Here is a 19,788-nt window from a genome sequence, read left to right on the forward strand (position 1 = left end):
ATGCGTGCCCGCTCATTTGCCGCCGCATTGCTGGCTGCTGGCTTGATCGCCGCGGCTGCCAATCCGGCTTACGCACAGGCCCAAGGTCAGGGTTCCGGCCAAGGTCAAGGTCAGGGGGGCGACACCCCCGGCCAGCGCAGCAACCGCGTCGTGCAGCCCTATATCGAGGTCGGGCAGATTGTCTCGGCCGAGCTGAGCCCCGGCAATGATGTCGTCACCTTCACGCAAGTCGCGGTGGGCGTGGACATCAACGTGCAGGGCCGCAACAGCGGCGCGGCGGTCTCGGTCCGTTATGAACGCAATATTGGCTATGGCGATGACAGCGTCGACACCAACACCATCAGCGGCGTCGCACGCGGCACGCTGGCGCTGGTGCCGAACACGCTGAGCCTCGAAGCGGGCGCACTTGCCTCACGCAGCCGGATCGACGCGGGCGGCGGCACCACCGCCAACCCGCTGGTGCGCGAAGATGCCGAAAGCCGGATCTACAGTTTCTATGCTGGGCCAAGCCTCAACACCCGCGTTGGCGATGTTGATGTGCAGGGCGTGGCGCGCGTCGGGTACAACCGCTTTGAGGCCGATGATGCGCTGGTCACGCAAGCGGGCAACACCACCGATGTGTTCGATGACAGCGTGACCTATCTCGGCCAGCTACGCGCCGGGGTGAGTCCGGGCGAGGTTCTGCCGGTCGGCCTTGCGGTCACGGCAGGTGGCTTCCAGGAAGATATCGGCAATCTCGATCAGCGGGTCCGCGATCTGTTTGTGCGCGGTGATGTGACACTGCCGGTGTCGCGCACCCTCGCTCTGGTGGCGGGCGCGGGTTACGAGGACGTCGAGATTTCGAGCCGCGATGCCGTGCGCGATGCCAATGGCGTACCGGTGATCGGTTCGGATGGCCGCTTTGTCACCGATCCCAACGCTCCGCGCCGGATCGCCTTTGATGTCGACGGCCTGCTGTGGGATGTCGGCGTGCTGTGGCGGCCGTCTTCGCGCACCAGCCTTCAGGCGTCGGTCGGGCGGCGGTACGATTCCACCACCTATTACGGCACCTTCACCTACGTCCCCAGCCAGCGCAGCGCCTTTGCCGTGGCGGCCTATGACGGGGTGAGCGGCGTCGGCGGCACGCTCAACAACGCGCTTGCGGGCCTTTCGAGCGATTTCGAAGCGATCCGCAACCCGGTGACGGGTGATTTCGGCGGGCTGGTGAGCGGCACCGAAGGGCAAGCGCTGATCGGCGGCGTCGGCTCGACCCGCTCGGCCGCGTTCCGCGGGCGCGGGGTGCGTGCGTCGTATCAGCGCACAATGGGCCGCACTGTGGCGGCGCTGGGCGCGGGCTACGACCGGCGCACTTTCATCGCTGCGGCCGGGACAGTCCTCGCACCGGTGAACGGGCTGACCGACGAAAGCTACTACGTGATCGGCGGTCTCACCCGCCAGATCGGGCAGGACGCGAACATCACCACCAATGCCTACGTCAACTGGTTCAACGCGGCCGGTAACAACAACGACGTGACGGCAACGGGCGCTTCGGCGGCCTACAACCAGTCAATCACCCAGCGGCTTGTGGGCCGGGCAGCGATTGCGGTCGATTATTTCGACAGCGAATTCACCGCCCAGGACTTCGCCTTTGCCACCGCGCTGGTTGGCCTGCGCTACAATTTCTGACGGGATAAGCGGCTCATGTACGAACAATTCTACGGCTTCAGCGGGCGACCCTTCCAGCTCACCCCCGACCCGCAGTTCTATTTCGAGAGCACCAGCCACAAGAAGGCGATGAGCTATCTTGGCTATGGCCTGGCGCAGGGTGAGGGCTTCATCGTCATCACCGGCGAGGTCGGCGCAGGCAAATCGACGCTGGTCGCCCACCTGATGGAGCGGATCGATCCGGCGGCGTTGACTGTGGCGCAGGTCGTTACCTCCGCGCTCGACGGAGCCGAGGTTGTGCATGTGGTGGCGCAAGCGTTTGGTCTGCAGGTCGAAGGGCAGGACAAGGCCGGCGCGCTCGGCGCGATCGAACGCTTCCTCCAGGACGAAGCGCGCGCGGGCCGCCGCTGCCTGCTCGTGGTCGACGAGTGTCAGAACCTTGAGCTGACCGCGCTGGAAGAGCTGCGGATGCTCTCCAACTTCCAGCTTGGCGCACATCCTTTGCTGCAAAGCCTGCTGCTCGGCCAGCCCGAGTTCCGCCGCATGGTCGCGCATCATCCGGGGCTGGAGCAGCTGCGCCAGCGGATCATCGCGTCCCACCATCTCGAAGCGCTCGATGCCAGCGAAGTCGAACATTACGTCCGCCACCGGCTCCGCCATGTGGGGTGGGACAATCGGCCGATGTTCGATGCCGGGCTGCTCGAAAGCCTTTATCGCCACACCGGCGGGATTCCGCGCCGGGTCAATCAGGTCATGAACCGCCTGTTGCTGCTGGGCGCGATCGAGGAGTGCGATACGCTCAGCCTCGCCATGCTCGACGATGTGATCGCCGAAATGGCGGCGGATCAGAACCGCGGCGCGCGCGGCGCGAGCGATCTGCGCTCCGCACCCGCCGCTGCGCCGCAGCCTGCCGCTCCGGTCGCGCAGGGCAGCCTGCCCGCGACCGAAGTCGCCGCGCTGCTGGCCGAACGCGACGCGCGCACTGCCGAGCTTGAAGCCGCGATCAGCGAATTGCAGGCCGCCGGGATGGGCCAGGGTGCAGACGGCGAAGCGCTTTCGCCCGAGGAAGCCCGCATCGCCGAAGCCCGCTTTGCCACCGCGCTCGAACGGATCGAAGCGCGGCTCGAAGAGCAGGAGCAATCCTTCCGCCATGTGCTCACCATGCTGATTGAATGGCTTGAGGAAGACCCGTCGCGCGAGGCGGCGTAACGCCATGAATGCCCCTTTCCAGCCGCTCTCGGAAAGCCTTGCAACCGGCGCCAGTCATGGCGCTGCGCAGGGCATCGTGAATGGCCTGTCGGTCGATGTCGAAGACTGGTTCCAGGTCGGCGCCTTCGAGAACGTCATCGCGCGCGGTGAGTGGGACAGCATCAAGACCCGCGTGGAGGACAATGTCTACCGCGTGATCGATCTGTTCGCTGAGGCCGATGTCAGCGCGACCTTCTTCACGCTGGGCTGGGTGGCCAAGCGGCACCCCAACATGATCCGCCGCATCGCCGACGCAGGCCATGAACTCGCCAGCCACGGCTATGATCATGCGCGGGTGTTCACCATGGACCGTGCTGGCTTTGCCGAAGACATCCGCAAGGCACGCACCATCATTGAGGATTGTTCGGGCGTGGCAGTCACAGGCTACCGCGCGCCGAGCTTCTCGATCGATCACCGCACGCCCTGGGCCTTCGCCGAACTGGCCGAGCAGGGCTATGCCTATTCTTCCAGCGTCGCTCCGGTGGCCCATGACCATTATGGCTGGCCCGAAGCGCCGCGTTTTGCCTTCAAGCCATTGCCGTGGTCGCCGATGATAGAGCTTCCGGTGACGACAGCGATGCTGGGCGGACGGCGCGTTGCGGCGGGCGGCGGCGGGTTCTTCCGGGTGCTGCCTTACGCCTTTTCGCGCTGGGCGATCCGGCAGGTCAACCGCTCCGATGGCCGCCCAGCGGTGTTCTATTTCCACCCGTGGGAGGTCGATCCCGATCAGCCGCGGGTTGCACATGCGCCGCTGCGTTCGCGCTTCCGGCACTATACGGGCCTCGGCAAGATGGCTGGCAAGCTGCGCGAGTTGGTCCACGATTTTCGCTGGGGCCGGATGGATCTGGTTGCCCACCGCGAGGCGGCGCGGGCCGAGGATCTCTTTCTGTCAGCCCCTGACGCTGCGACGGCGGATATCGCGGCATGAACGCGCCGGTGAAAGCCGGAACGAGTGTGCGCGCTGTTGATTTCCGCGATGCACAGGATGTGCGCCGGATCGACGGCTTCCTTGCCGAAGCGGGGGCGAGTTTGTTCCACCGACCGGCATGGCTGCAAGCAGTTGAAGCTGGAAGTGGCCAGCGCGCTTGCGGGCTTGTCGCCGAACGGCTTGGCCTCGTGACAGGCTGGCTGCCGCTCACCGAAGTGCGCTCGGCCCTGTTCGGCAAGGCGCTGGTATCGAGCGGGTTCGGCGTTGGCGGCGGGATCATCGCGACAAGCCCCGAAGCTGCGGGCGCGCTTGCGGCTGCGGCGCAGGATCACGCGGTGCGCGGCGGCTTTGCCGGGATTGAAGTGCGGGGCGGGGCGATCCCGGATGGCTGGGACAGCTGGTCGGACAAGCATTGCGGTTTCGAACGCGTGCTTGCGGCGGATGACGAGGCAGAATTGCTCGCTATCCCGCGCAAAGCCCGCGCTGAAGTGCGCAAGGGGCTGGGATTTGGCCACCGTGTCACAGTGGGCCGGAGCGCTGCTGATCTGGCCGCGCATTACGCCTGCTACAGCGAAAGCGTCCGCAACCTCGGCACTCCCGTGTTTCCGAAGCGCCTGTTCGCGGCGATGCTGGAAGTGTTTCCGACCAGCAGCGACATCCTCACCGTGTGGCAGGGCGAAAACCCGCTCGCGAGCGTGCTCAGCTTCTACCACGATGGCGCAGTGCTACCGTTCTGGGGCGGCGGCGTCTTCGCTGCCCGGGCCGCGCGCGCCAACGAGGTGATGTATTACGAGCTGATGCTCCACGCACGTCGGCAGGGCATGACACGGTTCGATTTCGGCCGCTCCAAGACTGGCAGCGGCCCGTTTGCCTTCAAGAAGAACTGGGGCTTTGATCCGGTGCCGCTGACCTATGGCGCGTGGACCGCGCCCGGCCAGCCGCCCCGCAATATCGACCCGACCGATGCCAGCTACTCCCGCAAGATCGAGCTGTGGAAGAAGTTGCCGCTGCCCATCGCCAACACACTGGGGCCGTGGATCGCGCGCGGGCTCGCGTGATGGGCGAGTTCCTGTTCCTCGCCCACCGGGTGCCGTTTCCTCCCGACCGAGGTGACCGCATCCGCTCGCACCACTTGTTGAAGGCGTTGGCGCGGCTTGCTCCGGTGCATGTGGGGTGCTTTGCCGATGGGGCGGGTGAGGGTGAGATGGCGCTCGCCGCCATGGCCGCCACCCATTGCATCGCGCCGCGCACCAAGCCGCTACCGCTCGCCGGGGTTGAGGCGGTGCTGTCAGGCAAGCCGGTGAGCCTGACCGCCTTCCATTCCCGCAAGCTGGAACGCTGGGTCCGCGAAACCATCGCGGCGCGCGATATTGCGGCCATTGTCGTGTTCTCCGGCCAGATGGGTCAATATGTCCCGGCGGATTTCAAAGGCCGCGTCGTAATCGATCTGTGCGACGTCGATAGCGCCAAGTTTGCAAGCTACGCCGCTGCCGGTGAGCGGGTGTGGCTCAACGCCCGCGAGGCGCGGTTGCTGGCGGCGGAGGAAGAACGGCTTGGCCGCCGCGCCGATGCGACCATCCTGATTTCCGAGGCAGAGGCCGCGCTCTATCGCAGCCGGTTGACGGCACCGGGCAAGGTCAATGTGCAGGTGATCGGCAACGGGATCGACGCTGCGTTCTTCGACCCTGCCACCGTTACCCCGCACCCGGTAATCGCGGACCTGCCGGGGCCGCATTTCGTCTTCACCGGCCAGATGGACTACCGCCCCAACGAACAGGCCGCGCTGTGGGTGATCGAGGCGCTGATGCCGACACTGCGCGCGCGGTTTCCGCAGGCGATGTTTCATGTTGTGGGGCGCAACCCCACGGGCAAGCTCATGGCCCATCACGGCACCCCCGGCGTGCAGGTATCGGGCGAGGTCCCCGACGTGCGCCCCTTCATCGCTGCCGCCGATGCCGTCCTCGCCCCGCTGCTGATCGCGCGCGGAGTGCAGAACAAGGTGCTCGAAGCGATGGCGATGGCCAAGCCCGTGGTGCTGACGCCCGATGCGGCAACCGGCATTGCCGCCACCGACGGCGAGGATTGGCTGGTGTGTCCGCCCGATCCCGCCGCCATGTGTTCCCGGATCGAGGCCTTGCTGGGTGATCCAGCGGGGTCCGTCCGGATTGGCGCGGCAGCGCGGCGCTTCGTGCTCGATCATCATGGGTGGGAGGCGATGCTGGCACCGCTCGCCGGATTGATCGGCATGGAGGGCGAGGGCCAGCGCCATGCCGCCTGAGACCGCCACCTTCACCCCACCGACCGCCTCTGCCAGCCTTCCGGTTGCATGGCGCGGCCCGCTTGGCGCGCTGGCTCTAACGGCGGCGGTGCTGATCGCGGTGACGGCGCAGAGCTGGGGCGCGATGCTGCACCAGTGGTGGAATATCGACACATACAACCACTTGCTGCTCGTCCCTTTCATCACCGCCTGGTTGGTGGCGTTGAAGGAGAAGGAAATGGCCGCGCTCACGCCGCAGCCGTTCTGGCCGGGTCTGGTAGGCGTCGTTGCCGCTCTGGGACTTTGGTGGGTTGGCGAGACACGCGGCATCAACCTTGTCGCGCAAGCCGGTGCGGTGGCAGCCTTGCAGGCGGCGATCGTCACTGTGCTGGGCCTGCGGGTCAGCCTGCTGCTCGCCTTGCCGCTCGCCTTTGCCAGCTTCCTCGTGCCATTCGGTGACGAGATCATCCCGCCGCTGCAAACCGTGACCGCCGAAATCGCCATCGCGCTCACCCATGTGAGCGGGGTGCCCGCGCGGATCGAGGGTATCCATATCCACACGCCCGCCGGCCTGTTTATCGTCGCCGAGGCGTGCTCCGGGGTCAAATTCCTGATCGCGATGGTGACGCTCGCCGTGCTGGTGTCCTTCACCCGCTTTGAGCGCTGGAGCCGCCGCGCGGCTTTCCTCGCCGCCTGCATCATCGTGCCAATTCTGGCGAACGGCGTCCGGGCCTGGGCGACGATCTATGTCGCGCAATTTATCGGGGCTGAGCAGGCGACCGGCTTCGACCACATCGTCTATGGCTGGATTTTCTTCGCCATCGTGCTCGCTGCGCTGCTCGGCGGGGCATGGCGGTTCTTCGAGCGGGAGCCCGAAGCCTATGGTTGGCCCGCCACGACAATTGCCAACTGGCCCCTGATTGCCCGCGCCGAGACCCTGCGCTTTGCGCCCACCAGCGCTGCGCTCGCGATCATTGCCCTGGCGGCGATTGCCGCGCTGGCTGCGCTGCTCTAGGCGGCAAGACCATGTGCGGGATTGCCGGGATCTTTCATGCTGAGACGCCCAAGCCGGTTGACCCGTCGCGGGTCGAGCGGATGTGCGACGCGCTGGCTCATCGCGGGCCGGACGGGGCAGGGGTGTGGACCGACCAAGGCGTGGGCCTCGGCCATCGCCGCCTGTCGATCATCGACCTCGCCGGTTCTCCCCAGCCGATGCACACGCCCGATGGCCGCGCGGTGATCGTCTTCAACGGCGAGATCTACAATTTCCGCGAACTGCGCCGGGAGCTGGAGCAGGCCGGTTTCACCTTCCGCACCTCAGGCGATACCGAGGTGATCCTCGCCGCGTGGCAGCGCTGGGGGGTGGATTGCCTCAAACGGCTCGACGGGATGTTCGCCTTCGCGCTGTTCGACCGTGACAAGCGCCAGCTGTTTCTCGCCCGCGACCGGTTCGGGGTGAAGCCGCTGTTCTACGCGCCGCTTTCGGATGGCAGCATCGCCTTTGCCTCGGAACTGAAGGGCCTGCTCGCCCATCCGCAACTGCGTCGCCGGATCAATCCGCAGGCGATCGAGGCCTATATGACCTGGGGCTATGTCCCCGATACGCATTCGATTCTGGCGGGCGTCGAGAAGCTGCCTGCGGGACACTTCTGGCTGCTGGAGCAGGGCCGTGCGCCGGGCCGTCCGCAACGCTGGTGGGACATCGACTTCACCCAGCGCGAACGTGGAAGTGAAGCGGATCTCTCCGCGCAGTTGGTGCACCTGCTGCGCGAAGGTGTGCGCTCGCGCATGGTGGCCGATGTGCCGCTTGGCGCGTTTCTTTCGGGCGGGGTGGATTCCTCCGGCGTGGTCGCGCTGATGAGCGAGGCGTCGAGCCAGCCGGTGCAGACCTGCTCGATCGGCTTCGATGTCGCCGCCTATGACGAGACAAGCTACGCTCGGCAGGTTGCCGCCAAGTTCGGCGCAGACCATGCCGAGCGGATCGTCGCGACCGATGATTTCTCCGCCATCGACCAGCTGGCGGCGATGTTCGACGAGCCCTTCGCCGATGCCTCGGCGCTGCCCACTTGGCGCGTCTGCCAACTGGCGCGCGAGCGGGTGACCGTGGCGCTCTCGGGCGACGGGGCGGACGAGGCGTTCGGCGGATACCGGCGTCAGGTGTTCCATCACCACGAGGAACGCGCGCGCTCGATCCTGCCCGCTGGCCTGCGCGCGCCGCTATTCGGCACTCTGGGCCGGGCGTGGCCCAAGGCCGACTGGGCGCCGCGTCCCCTACGCGCCAAGGCGACCTTGCTGGCGCTCGCGGAGAGCGGTGAGGAAGGTTACGCGCGCGGGCTTTCCGTGACGCTCCCCGATGCGCGCCGCGCGCTCTATTCGGACAGCTTCACCGCCAGCCTCGAAGGCTTCCGTGGCGAGGATGAATTGATCGCCCTGATGCGCGCCGCGCCGGGTCGCTCGGGCCTCGATCGTGCGCAATATGCGGACCTCATGTTCTGGATGCCCGGCGACATCCTCACCAAGGTCGACCGCACCAGCATGGCGGTGAGCCTCGAAGCGCGCGAGCCGCTGCTTGATCACCGCCTTGTCGAGTTCGCCGCAAGGCTGCCCGAAGGGATGCGGGTCAAGGGCAGCACCGGCAAATACCTGCTCAAGAAGTCGCTCGAACGCTATCTGCCGCACGACATTCTCTACCGGCCCAAGCAGGGCTTCGTCACCCCGATTGCCGAATGGCTGAGGGGGCCGCTGGCGGGCGCGGCGCGGGGGATCGGGGTGAGCGGCGGGCTGGCGCAGACCGGGTTCTTCGACCCGCAAGCGATCAGCGCCATGGCCGAAGCCCATATCGCCGGACGCGTCGACCATTCGCGCACGCTGTGGCAATTGCTGATGCTGGAAAAGTCGCTGACGCAATTGGGGGTGAGCGGTTAGTCCTCGACCCCGTGGCCCAAGGCCATGTAATCGGCGCTCTGCATCTCATTGAGCCGGCTCACCGTCCGTTCGAACTCAAACGCCCCGTCGCCTGCCTGATACAGCGCTTCGGGCTCGGCCGCGGCGGTGACAAACAGTTTCACGCGGTGTTCGTAGAGCGCGTCGATCAGCTTGGTGAAGCGGATCGCCTCGTTGCGGTTCTCCGGCCCCATGCGCGGGATGCCGACCAGGATTACCGTGTGAAAGCTGCGCGCGATCGCGAGATAATCCGCCGCACCGCGGTTCTCCCCGCACAGCTTCTTGAAGCTGAACACGCCGACGCCCTTGAGGCTTTTGGGCACGTGCAGCGTCCGCCCGCCGCCCAGATCGAGCGTGCCGCTGGGTACATGGGCAGCGTCTTCGGGTTCGAAGTCGGTGAGACGGAAGAACGCCTCACGCACCTGTGCTGTCGCTTTATCACCAATCGGTGCGTGCCAGGTCTTGAGGTCGCCGATCCGGTCGAGCCGGTAATCGGTCGGGCCGTTGAGCGACAAGACGTCCATCTCGCGTTCGACCAGATCGATGAAGGGCAGGAACAGCGAGCGGTTGAGCCCATCCTTGTAGAGATCGCGCGGCGGGCGGTTGCTGGTGGTGACGATCACCGTGCCCGCCTCCATCAACGCGGTGAAGAACCGCCCCATGATTGCCGCATCGGCGGTGTTGTTCACCACCATTTCGTCAAACGCGAGGCAGCGCACTTCTTCGGACAGGCGCGTTGCGACCGCGATGAGAGGGTCTTTCAACTGCGCCTTGCGCGCCTCGGCGATGCGGCGGTCGACTTCGAGCATGAAGGCGTGGAAATGAACCCGGCGCTTGGCCGGAATGGCGAGGGTCTGGACGAACAGATCCATCAGCATTGACTTGCCGCGTCCCACGCCGCCCCAGATGTACAGGCCGCGCGGGGGCGTGGGTTTCTTGCCGAACAGCTTGCCCAGCAGCCCGCTCGCTGGCGCCTCGGCCTCCAGCGCGGTCTGAAGCGCGGCCAGCTTTTCCGCCGCTGCGCGCTGATCCGGGTCTGCGCGCAGCTCACCGCTGGCGATCAGCGCGTCGTAGCGGGCCAGCAGCCCGCTCACGCGCGTGAGCGCATCTTGCGCACGATGCCCGAATAGCTGGCGATGATATCTTCGCTTCCGTCATCGCGGGGCTGGGTCGCAAAGCCGCGCAGGAACAGCATCCGCCCGGTTTCCCGCACGATCTCGCTGACGGCGTCAAGCGGACGCGCGGGATCGCCAGCGCCCACGAATTGCGTCGAAAGTTCAACCGTGACCGAAGGTCCGGCCTCACCACTGCCGTTGATGTGCATCGCGGCGAACAGGGCAATGTCGATCAACCCCAGCGTCACCGCGCCGTGGATGTTGTCACCAAGATTGGTGTGGCGGCGCTCGGGAAACATCCGCAGGCGACATTTGTCGCCTTCCTTGCGCACCCGCATGTCGCCGAGCACAGCGGTATTGAACCGCGTCCTGTCGACCAGATTCCAGCTGTGCCAGCCAGCCTCACCACCGCATTCCTCGGGGGCGAGGGGGTGGTGATCGAACGGCGCGTTGATGGGTTCGCTGGTCGCCATGTCTACGCGCCTGTCCGGTCAGTCTGCGAGGATCAGATCGCGCGTTCGGCCATCATCTTCTTGGTTTCAGCGATCGCTTTGGCGGGGCTGAGACCCTTGGGGCACACATTAGCGCAGTTCATGATCGTGTGGCAGCGATAGAGGCGGAACGGATCTTCCAGATCATCCAGCCGCTCACCGGTCATCTCGTCGCGGCTGTCCGCCAGCCAGCGATAGGCTTGCAGCAGGATCGCCGGACCGAGGAACTTGTCAGAATTCCACCAATAGCTCGGGCACGAGGTCGAGCAGCAGGCACACAGAATGCACTCATAGAGGCCATCGAGCTGCTCGCGCTGCTCAGGCGATTGCAGCCGCTCCTTGCCGCTCGGCGTCGGGGTGACGGTTTGGAGCCACGGGCGGATCGACGCATATTGCGCGTAGAAGTGCGTGAAGTCCGGCACCAGATCCTTGATCACGTCCATGTGCGGCAGCGGCGTGATGCGGATCTCGCCCTTGAGGTCCTCGATCGCGGTGGTGCAGGCGAGGCCGTTCTTTCCGTTCATGTTCATCGAACACGACCCGCAGATGCCTTCGCGGCACGAGCGGCGGAAGGTCAGGGTGGGGTCGATCTCGTTCTTGATCTTGAACAGGGCGTCGAGCACCATCGGGCCGCATTCGTCGAGATTGATCTCGAACTTGTCGTAGCGCGGGTTCTGGCCGGAGTCGGGATCGTAGCGATAGACCTTGAACGCCTTCACGCGCCCGCCCGATGCCTTGTGCACCTTGCCCGCGGCATTGATCTTGGAATTCTTGGGGAGAGTGAAGGTCGCCATGAACTGATCCCGTTTCGATTTGCACCCTATCTAACGCCATTGTCCCCCGGCGCAAGCGGGCGGTGTTGCGCGCTTTCGCACACCAGTTGAAAGCGCCTCACCTGCCGGAACCATGCGCCCGGCCAATCGCTTTGGTCCACAATGGCAAGTGCAATCCAATCATCGGAAAATGGCGCGCGATGGCCGCGGGTCGCGGCGGTCTTCGGGGCGAGCGGCGGGATCGGGCGCGCGCTATGCGATGCGCTGGCAACGGGCGGGACGGAGGTAATTCATGCCGGATCGCGCGCCGGGCAGGGCCCTGATGGCGCGGGCATCCTTCCGTTCGCCTTCGATCTCAAGGACGAGGCCAGCATCGCTGCGGCGGCCGAAGTGATGCGCGCTGATCCGCCCGAGTTGGTGATCGCAGCAACCGGCGTGCTGACGCTGGCCGATGGCACGGGGCCGGAGCGGACCTACAAGCGCCTCGATCCCGCCGCGATGGCCGAGGTTCTGGCATTGAACACCATCGGCCCGGCGCTGATCGCCAAGCATATGCTGGGGATCATGCCGCGCGGGCGGGCCTTCACTTTTGCGGCGCTTTCGGCGCGGGTCGGGTCGATCTCGGACAACCGGCTCGGCGGATGGCATTCCTACCGGGCGAGCAAGGCGGCGCTCAATATGCTGCTGCGGAACTTCGCGCTGGAGATGGCGCGGACCCACCCCGAAAGCGTGATTGTCGGCCTGCATCCGGGTACGGTCGACAGCGGGCTGTCCCAGCCGTTCCAGTCGGGCCTTGCGGAGGGTCAGCTGACCACGCCGCAAGATGCGGCGGCCAATTTGCTGCGGGTACTTGCCGACCTGACGCCGGAGCAATCGGGCCGAGTGTTCGATTTCCGCGGGGATGAAGTCCCGGCCTGAGCACAAAGCACAGCTTTCCTTGCGCGCGCATCGGGCTACACCCGAGACGGAGCGGGAAGGGGAGCGTCGGATGGGGATCACCAGCTGGTACGAAGCGAACGTGATGCCGCGCCTCATTACGTGCGCCTGTTCGCAAGGGCAGGTGATGAAGCGCCGCTCTGCGGTCGTGCCGCTGGCGCGCGGAGACGTGTTCGAGCTGGGCTGCGGCGGCGGGATCAATCACGAATTTTACGATCCCAAGGCGATCACCTCCTATGCGGGGATCGATCCGCATGAGGGCTTGCTCGACGGCGCGCGGGCAGCGGCGCGGGCGAAGGGCTGGGCGGCCGATCTTCGGCAAGGATGGGGCGAGGCGATCCCCTTCGATGACGCGAGCTTCGACTGCGTGGTGTGCACCTTTACGCTCTGCTCGGTGAACGATCCGGCGCAGGTGATGCGCGAGCTGCGCCGCGTTCTGCGTCCCGGCGGGCAAGCGCTGTTCCTCGAACATGGCCGTGCGCCCGACAATGACGTGCGCCGCTGGCAGGAGCGGATCGAGCCGGTCTGGAAGCGCCTCGCAGGCGGCTGTCACCTGACGCGGCCGATTGCGGGCGCGCTTGCAGGCGCAGGCTTTGCGGTCGAGACTTTGGGGGAAGGCTACACGCCCAAGACTCCGCGCTTTGCCGGGTGGATGGAGTGGGGCATCGCCCGCAAACCGCAATAGCAAAGGGCGGGAGAGGTTGCCCGCTCCCGCCCCATGAATGCTTGGACTTATCGGCGAGCGCTTACTCGCCGAAGGTGCGCTGCCACCAACCGCGGCGCGGCTTGGCCTCACCATCGGGTTCGGCATCCGCCTTGGGTGCAGGGGCCGGAGCCGCTTCTACCACTGCCGGTTCGGTTGCTTCAGCGGTTTCGGCCGGTTCGGCATCGGCCACCTTGGCCTTGCGCGGCGCGCGCTTGCGCTTGGGCTTTTCAGCCGGGGCTTCGGCAGGCGCTTCTGCGGCGGCATCGGCCGCTTCGGCAGCGATTTCCGGTGCGAGCTCGGCCGCCACTTCGGTAACCGGGACCGCTTCCTTCTTCTTGCGGGGTGCACGGACGCGCTTGGGCTTTTCTGCCGGAGCGGCTTCAGCCACTTCGGCTTCGGGCACATCGGCAGCAACCTCAGCGTCGACCGGCGCGGCCTCTACCTCGGCTGCGGCGGCGGGCTCACCGCCATCCTGCGCTTCGCTGCCATCGCTGTCAGCATCACCATCGGAGCCGCCTTCGCTGCCTTCGTAGGTGCCGTCACGACGCTTGCGCCCACGACCACCGCGGCGGCGGCGCTTCTTGGGCCGGCCTTCGCTGTCGGTCGCGCCGTCATTGCCGCTATCGTCGCTGCCATCGGCGGTGCGGGCTTCGCCATTGTCGTCGCTATCGCCATCAGCGCCATCTTCGGAGCTTTCACCCTCGGCGCCTTCGCCTTCATCGCCGCGATTGCGGTTGCGACCACCACGGCGGCGGCGGCGCTTCTTCTTGTTGCGGCCGCCTTCGTCATCATTGTCCGCGCGTTCGCGGCGCGGTTGACGGGGCTCACGCTCTTCCACCTCGTCCTCGGCGAAGTCTTCCTCCTCCTCGGGCAGATCATCTTCCGGCTCGTCATCGACGATCGGTTCGAACTTGGGCGCAAAGGCCGGGCGGGGGCCGGAGCTGGAGACGGCCATCTTGGCGCCTTCATCTTCGCCTTCGGGCACCACAGCGACATTGACGCCGTACCGCTGTTCGATCTCGACCAGATCGGCGCGCTTTTCGTTGAGCAGGTAGATCGCCGCTTCGGTGCTGGCGGCAAGCCGGATCAGCGTGCCCTTGCCGCGCGCCGCTTCGTCTTCGATCAGGCGCAGCGCCGAGAGGCCAGCCGATGATGCGGTGCGGACCAGACCCGTGCCGTCGCAATGCGGGCAGGGGCGGGTGGTCGCTTCGAGCACACCGGTGCGCAGGCGCTGGCGGCTCATTTCCATCAGCCCGAAGCTGGAGATACGGCCGACCTGAATGCGGGCGCGATCATTCTTGAGCGCGTCCTTCATCGCCTTTTCGACCTTACGGACGTTGGAGGGGTACTCCATGTCGATAAAGTCGATCACAACCAGACCCGCCATGTCGCGCAGGCGCAGCTGGCGGGCGATTTCCTTGGCCGCTTCAAGGTTGGTGTGAAGCGCCGTCGCTTCGATCCCGTGTTCCTTGGTCGAGCGGCCGGAGTTGATGTCGATCGAGACCAGCGCCTCGGTCGGGTTGATGATCAGGTAACCGCCCGATTTGAGCTGCACCATCGGATCATACATTGCGCGCAGCTGATCTTCGGCGCCATAGCGCTGGAACAGCGGCACCGGATCGGAATAGGCCTTCACCCGCCGGGCATGGCTGGGCATAAGCATCTTCATGAAGGCCTTGGCCGACTTGTAGCCGTCCTCGCCCTCGACGACGACTTCCTCGATTTCCTTGTTGTAGATGTCGCGGATCGCCCGCTTGATGAGGTCGCTGTCCGAATGGATCAATGCGGGCGCGACTGAGGCGAGGGTGTTCTCGCGAATCTCGTCCCACACGCGGGCGAGGTAATCGAAGTCACGCTTAATCTCGGGCTTGGTGCGGCTCATGCCGGCGGTGCGCACGATCAGGCCCATCGACTTGGGCAGCTTGAGATCGGAAACCATGTCCTTCAAGCGCTTGCGATCGCTGGTCGAGCTGATCTTGCGGCTGATCCCGCCGCCGCTGGAGCTGTTGGGCATCAGCACGGTGTAACGCCCGGCAAGGCTGAGATAGGTGGTCAGCGCCGCGCCCTTGTTGCCGCGCTCTTCCTTGACGACCTGAACCAGCAGCACCTGGCGGCGCTGGATCACGTCCTGAATCTTGTAGCGGCGACGCAGCGCCATGCGCTTGGCGCGCACTTCGTCGACCTGCTTGGCGCGGCTGCGGCCCTTGGCGTTGTCGCCACCCTTGCCGCCCTGGCGGCGACGGCCCCGGCGACCACGACCGCGGTCCTGATCCGAGCCATCGGCGTTCTCTTCGCCGTTCTGGTCTTCGTCGCCATTATCGGCGTCTTCGTCCGAACCGTCTTCGTCGTGCGAATTGTCGTCAGATGCGCCGCCTTCGAAGGTGGCGACATCATCCTTGTCGGAGGTGTCGACTTCCTCGACGCCGTTTTCGGCAAAGTCTTCGGCGAGAGATTCGCCGCTTTCTTCCTCGGCATCATATTCTTCGCCGGGGGAGATGCCTTCATCTTCCTCTTCAGCGCGCAGACGCTCTTCTTCTTCTGCCGCTTCAGCCTCTTCAGCCAGCAGCGCGTCGCGATCAGCCTTGGGAATCTGATAGTAGTCGGGGTGGATTTCGCTGAAAGCGAGGAAGCCGTGGCGATTGCCGCCGAAGTCGACGAAAGCCGCCTGTAGCGATGGTTCGACCCGGGTTACCTTGGCGAGATAGATATTGCCTTTGATCTGCTTGTGTTCGGCAGATTCGAAATCGAATTCCTCAATCCGGTTGCCCTGCAGAACCGCCACCCGTGTTTCTTCCGGGTGGCGCGCATCGATAAGCATGCGCGTTGCCATTGAATAATCTCCATGCGCCCGGCCTTGCCCGCAATGGGGCATCAAGGGGGCGCGCATTATGTGGTGAACCGGCCTGCGTGATAGCTGTGCCGGAAGGGGAAATCGCGCTTTGGCCGCCAGCGGCGCTCAGTGCGAAGCTCGTGTCTGCAATGTGGAACGTGCGGCCGAGCGCCGCATCTTGACCCGCGAGGGCACGCACGCGCTGTTTGCGCATTGTGCTCATCGATCGGGAAAAACGTTCTGTCACTACATCAACCTGTACTGGGCCGGGTGCGAGAAATGGTGATGCCCCGGCGCAAGAGGATCGCAGGTGGAGCGCAAAGTGCGCCGTGATGCAACCTCTCTGGCAATACCGCTAGCACTGTGGGGCAAACCCCGCAACTCTATTGCGCTGGCAGGCGGCGAGACCGTAAGCACCTTACCACCATGAGTTTTCGCACTCTTCTGCTGATCGTATTTCTGGCACCGATTGCCGTGCTTGGCGGGGCGAGCCTGCTGGGTCTGATGATCCCGGTACCCGAATGGGACCGCGATTATGTGCTGCTGTTTGCGCTCGAAGGTGAGGGCGCGGACATCGATTTGCCGCCGGTTCAGGGCCCCGACGATCCCTCGCGTCCGCTGGTGGTGATCGACGCCGGGCATGGCGGACGCGATCCGGGCGCAATCGGCACCGATCCCGAGGGGCGCAAAGTCAGCGAAAAGGACATCACCCTCGCCATCGCGCTCGCGCTGCGGGACGAATTGCTGAAGCAAGGCGGGATCCGGGTCGCGCTGACCCGCGCGGATGACCGCATCGTGCCGCTGCCTTATCGGCCAGAGATCGCCCGCTTGCTTGAGGCGGATCTGTTTATCTCGGTCCACGCCGATTCCGCCGGAGAGCGCGACGATGTCAGCGGGGCCAGCATCTACACTTTGTCCGATGAAGCAACGAGCGAGGCGGCGGCGCGTTTTGCAGCCCGCGAAAACGATGCCGACCGATTAAATGGTATCACGATTGACGGGCAAAGCGCGGCTGTCAGCACGATCCTGGTCGAACTGTCACAGCAGCGCACCCAGGAAGACGCGCTCGAATTTGCCGGCCTTGTTCTGCGCGAAGGTGAGCGCAAACTGGCGTTCGTCCCGCAGCCGAGGCGTGCCGCGGGGCTCGCGGTGCTGCGCGCGCCTGATGTGCCCTCGGTCCTGTTCGAAAGCGGCTTTGTGACCAACCTCACGGATCGTGCGCGGCTGACCACGGCTGAGGGGCGGGCCGAATATGCCGCCGTGCTGGCGCGCGCGGTCCGGGTCTATTTCGCGCGGCGCAGCGATCCTGTGGCAGACAGCGAATAGGATGGGAAATCGGCTAGCCTTGGCCAATCCCCGCGTGCTAGTTGCCGCGCGTCCATGACTGAGCCGACCGCCTCACCTGTTGCCGAACCCGGCGCGCCCTCGACCTGGGCTTACCTGCGCTACCGCGTGAATCGCGATCTCGGCGGCGCGTTGGCGTGGTTCCGTGAGCGTTGGCAGCAGAGCTTCTGGTTTAAGCTGGTCGCAGGCGCCTTCGGCGTGTTCCTCGCGCTGTGGATCGCGGTGTTTGTATGGCTGGCAAGCGACTTGCCCGAAGCCGAAGCGCTGCTGACCTATGAGACGCCGCTCCCCACGGTGGTGCGTGGCTATGACGGCGAGATCGTCCATACCTATGCGCGTGAGCGGCGGGTGCAGCTCCAATATGCCGACTTCCCGCAAAAGCTGATCGAATCCTACCTCGCCGCCGAGGACAAGACCTTCTTCAGCCACGGCGGGGTCGATTTCTTCGGCACGGCCAATGCTGTGTTCGATTATGCCACCAAGTTCGGCTCAGGCGAGCGCGCGGTCGGCGGGTCGACCATCACCCAGCAGGTCGCCAAGAACCTGCTGCTGGGCGACGAATATTCGGTCACGCGCAAGCTCAAGGAAATGATCCTCGCCGGACGCATCGAACAGGTGCTGACCAAGCAGGAGATCCTCGAACTCTACCTCAACGAAATCCCGCTCGGTCGGCGCAGCTTTGGCGTGCAGGCGGCATCGCGTGCCTATTTCGACAAGGATGTCGACGCGCTTGAACTGCACGAGATGGCCTTCCTTGCGATCCTGCCCAAGGCACCCGAACGCTATGGCCGCAAAGGTCAGGAAGAGGCCGCGCTGGAACGGCGCAATTTCGTGCTCGGCCAGATGGAAGAGAACGGCTTCATCACCGGCTCGCAGCGCCGGGCTGCTGCGGCGCAGCCCCTGGGCCTCGTCACCCAGCGGCGTGAGCGGAGCGTGGATGCCGGCTACTTCCTCGAAGAGGTCCGCCGCGAACTGATCACGCGGTTTGGAGAAACGGCGGAGACCGGGCCGAACTCGGTCTATGCAGGCGGGCTGTGGGTGCGCACTTCGCTTGATCCGCAGATGCAGACCGCCGCCCGCGATGCGCTGCGCGAAGGCTTGCTGCGCTATCATGGCGGGCGCGCCTGGGCGGGGCCGATTGCGACACTCGATGTCAGCGCGGGCAATTGGGCAAGCCAGCTGCAAAGCTCGCCGCTCGGGATCAGTTACAAGGACTGGCGCGTTGGCGTTGTCACCAGCCGCAGCGGGCAATCGGCGCGGATCGGCTTCGCCGATGGCAAGGAAGCGCCGCTTGGCAATCTGCCCAACGCGCTGAAGGCCGGTGATGTGATCGCGGCCAGCCCGTCGGGCAATGGCTGGAACGTGCGCACAATCCCTGAAGCGCAGGGCGCGCTGGTGGTTGAGAGCGCACAGACCGGACGGGTGCTGGCAATGCAGGGCGGTTTCGATCACCGCCTGTCAGACTTCAACCGCGCCACGCAGGCGATGCGTCAGCCGGGTTCGACCATCAAGCCTTTCGTCTATGCCGCCGGGCTCGATACCGGCATGACCCCGTCGACCCAGGTCGATAACAACCGCTTCTGCTATTATCAGGGCGCCAATCTCGGCGAGAAATGCATTCGCGGCTCGGGCAGCGGTGGGCAACACCCGATGCGCTTCGGGCTTGAGCAATCGCAGAACATCATGACCGTGCAGATCGGCATGACGGCGGGCATGAACAATGTCGTCAAGGGCATCGAGAAGCTCGGCATCGGCAAGTTCCCCGCCTATCCCTCGACCGCACTGGGCGCGGGCGAGACGACGCTGGTCAAGATGGTCGCTGCTTACAGCGCGCTCGCCAATCATGGGCGGCTCAATCCGCCGACCGTGATCGACTATGTGCAGGACCGCCGCGGCAAGGTGCTGTGGCGCGCCGACAACCGTGATTGCCGCGGCTGCAATATGGCGAAATGGGATGGCAAGCCGATGCCGCGCTTCGGCGTGCGCGGCGCGCAGGCGATGGACGCGCGCACCGCGTTTCAGGTGATGCACATGCTGCGCGGCGCGGTCAGCCGTGGGACCGCGACGGTGCTCAATCCGCTCAACCTTCCGCTGTTCGGCAAGACCGGCACCACCACCGGCCCCAAGGACGTGTGGTTCATCGGCGGCACGCAGCAGATGATCGCAGGCGCCTATATCGGTTTCGACCAACCGCGGAATATGGGCGGCTATGCCTTTGGCGGCACGATTGCCGCGCCGATCATCAAGAGCCTCATCGAGAAGACCAAGCCTAAGTGGTCTGACCTTCCTGCCGTTGCGCCTGCGGGCGTGCGGATGGTGCGGGTCGACCGCCGCTCGGGCAAGCGTGTGTTCGATGGCTGGCCAACCGATGACCCGCGCTCCGCGATCATCTGGGAAGCCTTCAAGCCCGACACTGAGCCAGAGCGATACACCCGGCAGGACGCGATCGCGGCCAAGCGCAACGAAATCCTCGCGCTGATCCGCGCCGGGCGGCAGAACGCCGAAAGCGCGGTGGTCGACGAGCCAGCACCCGATGCGGTCGAATTCATCGATGAAGGCGGGGTCGACTGACC

At 65.4% G+C, this 19,788-nt stretch carries 15 protein-coding genes; 11 read left to right on the top strand and 4 right to left on the bottom strand.

The window, feature by feature from the left end; genetic code table 11:
• From GVM20_RS09280 to GVM20_RS09310, 7 genes are read left to right on the top strand one after another with little or no spacing between them, the layout of a single operon-like run.
• On the top strand, positions 1-1,665 hold the full coding sequence (locus GVM20_RS09280; RefSeq protein ID WP_234031937.1) for a preprotein translocase subunit YajC: 1,665 nt from the start codon (positions 1-3) through the stop codon (positions 1,663-1,665).
• A 15-nt stretch (positions 1,666-1,680) separates the two neighbouring features.
• Positions 1,681-2,853: an XrtA/PEP-CTERM system-associated ATPase gene (locus GVM20_RS09285; protein ID WP_166546926.1), complete on the top strand. Its 1,173-nt coding sequence runs from the start codon at positions 1,681-1,683 to the stop codon at positions 2,851-2,853.
• Positions 2,854-2,857: 4 nt separating this feature from the next.
• A complete protein-coding gene (locus GVM20_RS09290) occupies positions 2,858-3,820 on the top strand; it encodes an XrtA system polysaccharide deacetylase (RefSeq protein WP_234031938.1) in 963 nt (320 codons plus the stop codon).
• Positions 3,817-4,878: a FemAB family XrtA/PEP-CTERM system-associated protein gene (locus GVM20_RS09295; RefSeq protein WP_166546927.1), complete on the top strand. Its 1,062-nt coding sequence runs from the start codon at positions 3,817-3,819 to the stop codon at positions 4,876-4,878. Before GVM20_RS09290 ends, GVM20_RS09295 begins: the two co-directional genes overlap by 4 nt.
• Positions 4,878-6,098, top strand: coding sequence for a TIGR03087 family PEP-CTERM/XrtA system glycosyltransferase (locus tag GVM20_RS09300; protein WP_166547019.1), 1,221 nt, complete (start codon positions 4,878-4,880; stop codon positions 6,096-6,098). The genes GVM20_RS09295 and GVM20_RS09300 overlap by 1 nt, the downstream gene beginning before the upstream one ends.
• On the top strand, positions 6,088-7,092 hold the full coding sequence (xrtA, locus tag GVM20_RS09305; protein ID WP_166546928.1) for an exosortase A: 1,005 nt from the start codon (positions 6,088-6,090) through the stop codon (positions 7,090-7,092). Before GVM20_RS09300 ends, xrtA begins: the two co-directional genes overlap by 11 nt.
• An 11-nt stretch (positions 7,093-7,103) precedes the next feature.
• Positions 7,104-9,002 carry an XrtA/PEP-CTERM system amidotransferase gene (locus tag GVM20_RS09310; protein WP_166546929.1) on the top strand — a complete coding sequence of 633 codons (1,899 nt, stop codon included), beginning with the start codon at positions 7,104-7,106 and terminating at the stop codon, positions 9,000-9,002.
• Here GVM20_RS09310 and zapE read toward each other — a convergent pair.
• Genes zapE through GVM20_RS09325 form a run of 3 tightly spaced genes read right to left on the bottom strand, consistent with a single transcriptional unit; the run spans position 8,999 to position 11,420 of the window.
• Positions 8,999-10,114 (bottom strand): cell division protein ZapE, encoded by a 1,116-nt coding sequence (gene zapE / locus GVM20_RS09315; RefSeq protein WP_166546930.1) that lies wholly within the window; start codon positions 10,112-10,114, stop codon positions 8,999-9,001. The two genes, GVM20_RS09310 and zapE, sit on opposite strands and share 4 nt — an antisense overlap.
• Entirely contained in the window at positions 10,111-10,608 is a 498-nt protein-coding gene (locus GVM20_RS09320) for a PaaI family thioesterase (RefSeq protein ID WP_166546931.1), read from the bottom strand. Before GVM20_RS09320 ends, zapE begins: the two co-directional genes overlap by 4 nt.
• 32 nt (positions 10,609-10,640) lie before the next feature.
• Complete coding sequence (locus GVM20_RS09325) at positions 10,641-11,420, bottom strand: succinate dehydrogenase iron-sulfur subunit (RefSeq protein WP_160761068.1); 780 nt, start codon at positions 11,418-11,420, stop codon at positions 10,641-10,643.
• A 141-nt stretch (positions 11,421-11,561) separates the two neighbouring features.
• Between GVM20_RS09325 and GVM20_RS09330 the strand changes: the two genes are divergently transcribed.
• Complete coding sequence (locus GVM20_RS09330) at positions 11,562-12,317, top strand: SDR family NAD(P)-dependent oxidoreductase (protein WP_166546932.1); 756 nt, start codon at positions 11,562-11,564, stop codon at positions 12,315-12,317.
• Positions 12,318-12,387: 70 nt separating this feature from the next.
• Positions 12,388-13,020: a class I SAM-dependent methyltransferase gene (locus tag GVM20_RS09335; protein WP_166546933.1), complete on the top strand. Its 633-nt coding sequence runs from the start codon at positions 12,388-12,390 to the stop codon at positions 13,018-13,020.
• 61 nt (positions 13,021-13,081) lie between these two features.
• Here GVM20_RS09335 and GVM20_RS09340 read toward each other — a convergent pair whose 3' ends face one another.
• Entirely contained in the window at positions 13,082-15,871 is a 2,790-nt protein-coding gene (locus GVM20_RS09340) for an Rne/Rng family ribonuclease (protein WP_166546934.1), read from the bottom strand.
• Between the two features lie 426 nt (positions 15,872-16,297).
• On the opposite strand from GVM20_RS09340, the gene GVM20_RS09345 reads away from it, so the two are divergent.
• Together GVM20_RS09345 and GVM20_RS09350 are read left to right on the top strand one after the other, a co-directional pair.
• A complete protein-coding gene (locus tag GVM20_RS09345; protein WP_166546935.1) occupies positions 16,298-17,197 on the top strand; it encodes an N-acetylmuramoyl-L-alanine amidase family protein in 900 nt (299 codons plus the stop codon).
• Positions 17,198-17,251: 54 nt separating this feature from the next.
• Positions 17,252-19,786: a penicillin-binding protein 1A gene (locus tag GVM20_RS09350; protein ID WP_166546936.1), complete on the top strand. Its 2,535-nt coding sequence runs from the start codon at positions 17,252-17,254 to the stop codon at positions 19,784-19,786.
• The last annotated feature ends 2 nt before the right edge of the window (positions 19,787-19,788 follow it).

It is taken from the genome of Porphyrobacter sp. SLTP (assembly GCF_009905735.1).
Lineage (GTDB): Bacteria > Pseudomonadota > Alphaproteobacteria > Sphingomonadales > Sphingomonadaceae > Erythrobacter.

Bases quoted from the DNA above. Each gene is read 5' to 3' on its own strand.
- GVM20_RS09280 (WP_234031937.1), top strand. From the start codon at position 1: ATGCGTGCCCGCTCATTTGCCGCCGCATTGCTGGCTGCTGGCTTGATC.
- GVM20_RS09285 (WP_166546926.1), top strand. From the start codon at position 1,681: ATGTACGAACAATTCTACGGCTTCAGCGGGCGACCCTTCCAGCTCACC.
- GVM20_RS09290 (WP_234031938.1), top strand. From the start codon at position 2,858: ATGAATGCCCCTTTCCAGCCGCTCTCGGAAAGCCTTGCAACCGGCGCC.
- GVM20_RS09295 (WP_166546927.1), top strand. From the start codon at position 3,817: ATGAACGCGCCGGTGAAAGCCGGAACGAGTGTGCGCGCTGTTGATTTC.
- GVM20_RS09300 (WP_166547019.1), top strand. From the start codon at position 4,878: ATGGGCGAGTTCCTGTTCCTCGCCCACCGGGTGCCGTTTCCTCCCGAC.
- xrtA (WP_166546928.1), top strand. From the start codon at position 6,088: ATGCCGCCTGAGACCGCCACCTTCACCCCACCGACCGCCTCTGCCAGC.
- GVM20_RS09310 (WP_166546929.1), top strand. From the start codon at position 7,104: ATGTGCGGGATTGCCGGGATCTTTCATGCTGAGACGCCCAAGCCGGTT.
- GVM20_RS09320 (WP_166546931.1), bottom strand. From the start codon at position 10,608: ATGGCGACCAGCGAACCCATCAACGCGCCGTTCGATCACCACCCCCTC.
- GVM20_RS09325 (WP_160761068.1), bottom strand. From the start codon at position 11,420: ATGGCGACCTTCACTCTCCCCAAGAATTCCAAGATCAATGCCGCGGGC.
- GVM20_RS09330 (WP_166546932.1), top strand. From the start codon at position 11,562: ATGGCAAGTGCAATCCAATCATCGGAAAATGGCGCGCGATGGCCGCGG.
- GVM20_RS09335 (WP_166546933.1), top strand. From the start codon at position 12,388: ATGGGGATCACCAGCTGGTACGAAGCGAACGTGATGCCGCGCCTCATT.
- GVM20_RS09340 (WP_166546934.1), bottom strand. From the start codon at position 15,871: ATGGCAACGCGCATGCTTATCGATGCGCGCCACCCGGAAGAAACACGG.
- GVM20_RS09345 (WP_166546935.1), top strand. From the start codon at position 16,298: ATGAGTTTTCGCACTCTTCTGCTGATCGTATTTCTGGCACCGATTGCC.
- GVM20_RS09350 (WP_166546936.1), top strand. From the start codon at position 17,252: ATGACTGAGCCGACCGCCTCACCTGTTGCCGAACCCGGCGCGCCCTCG.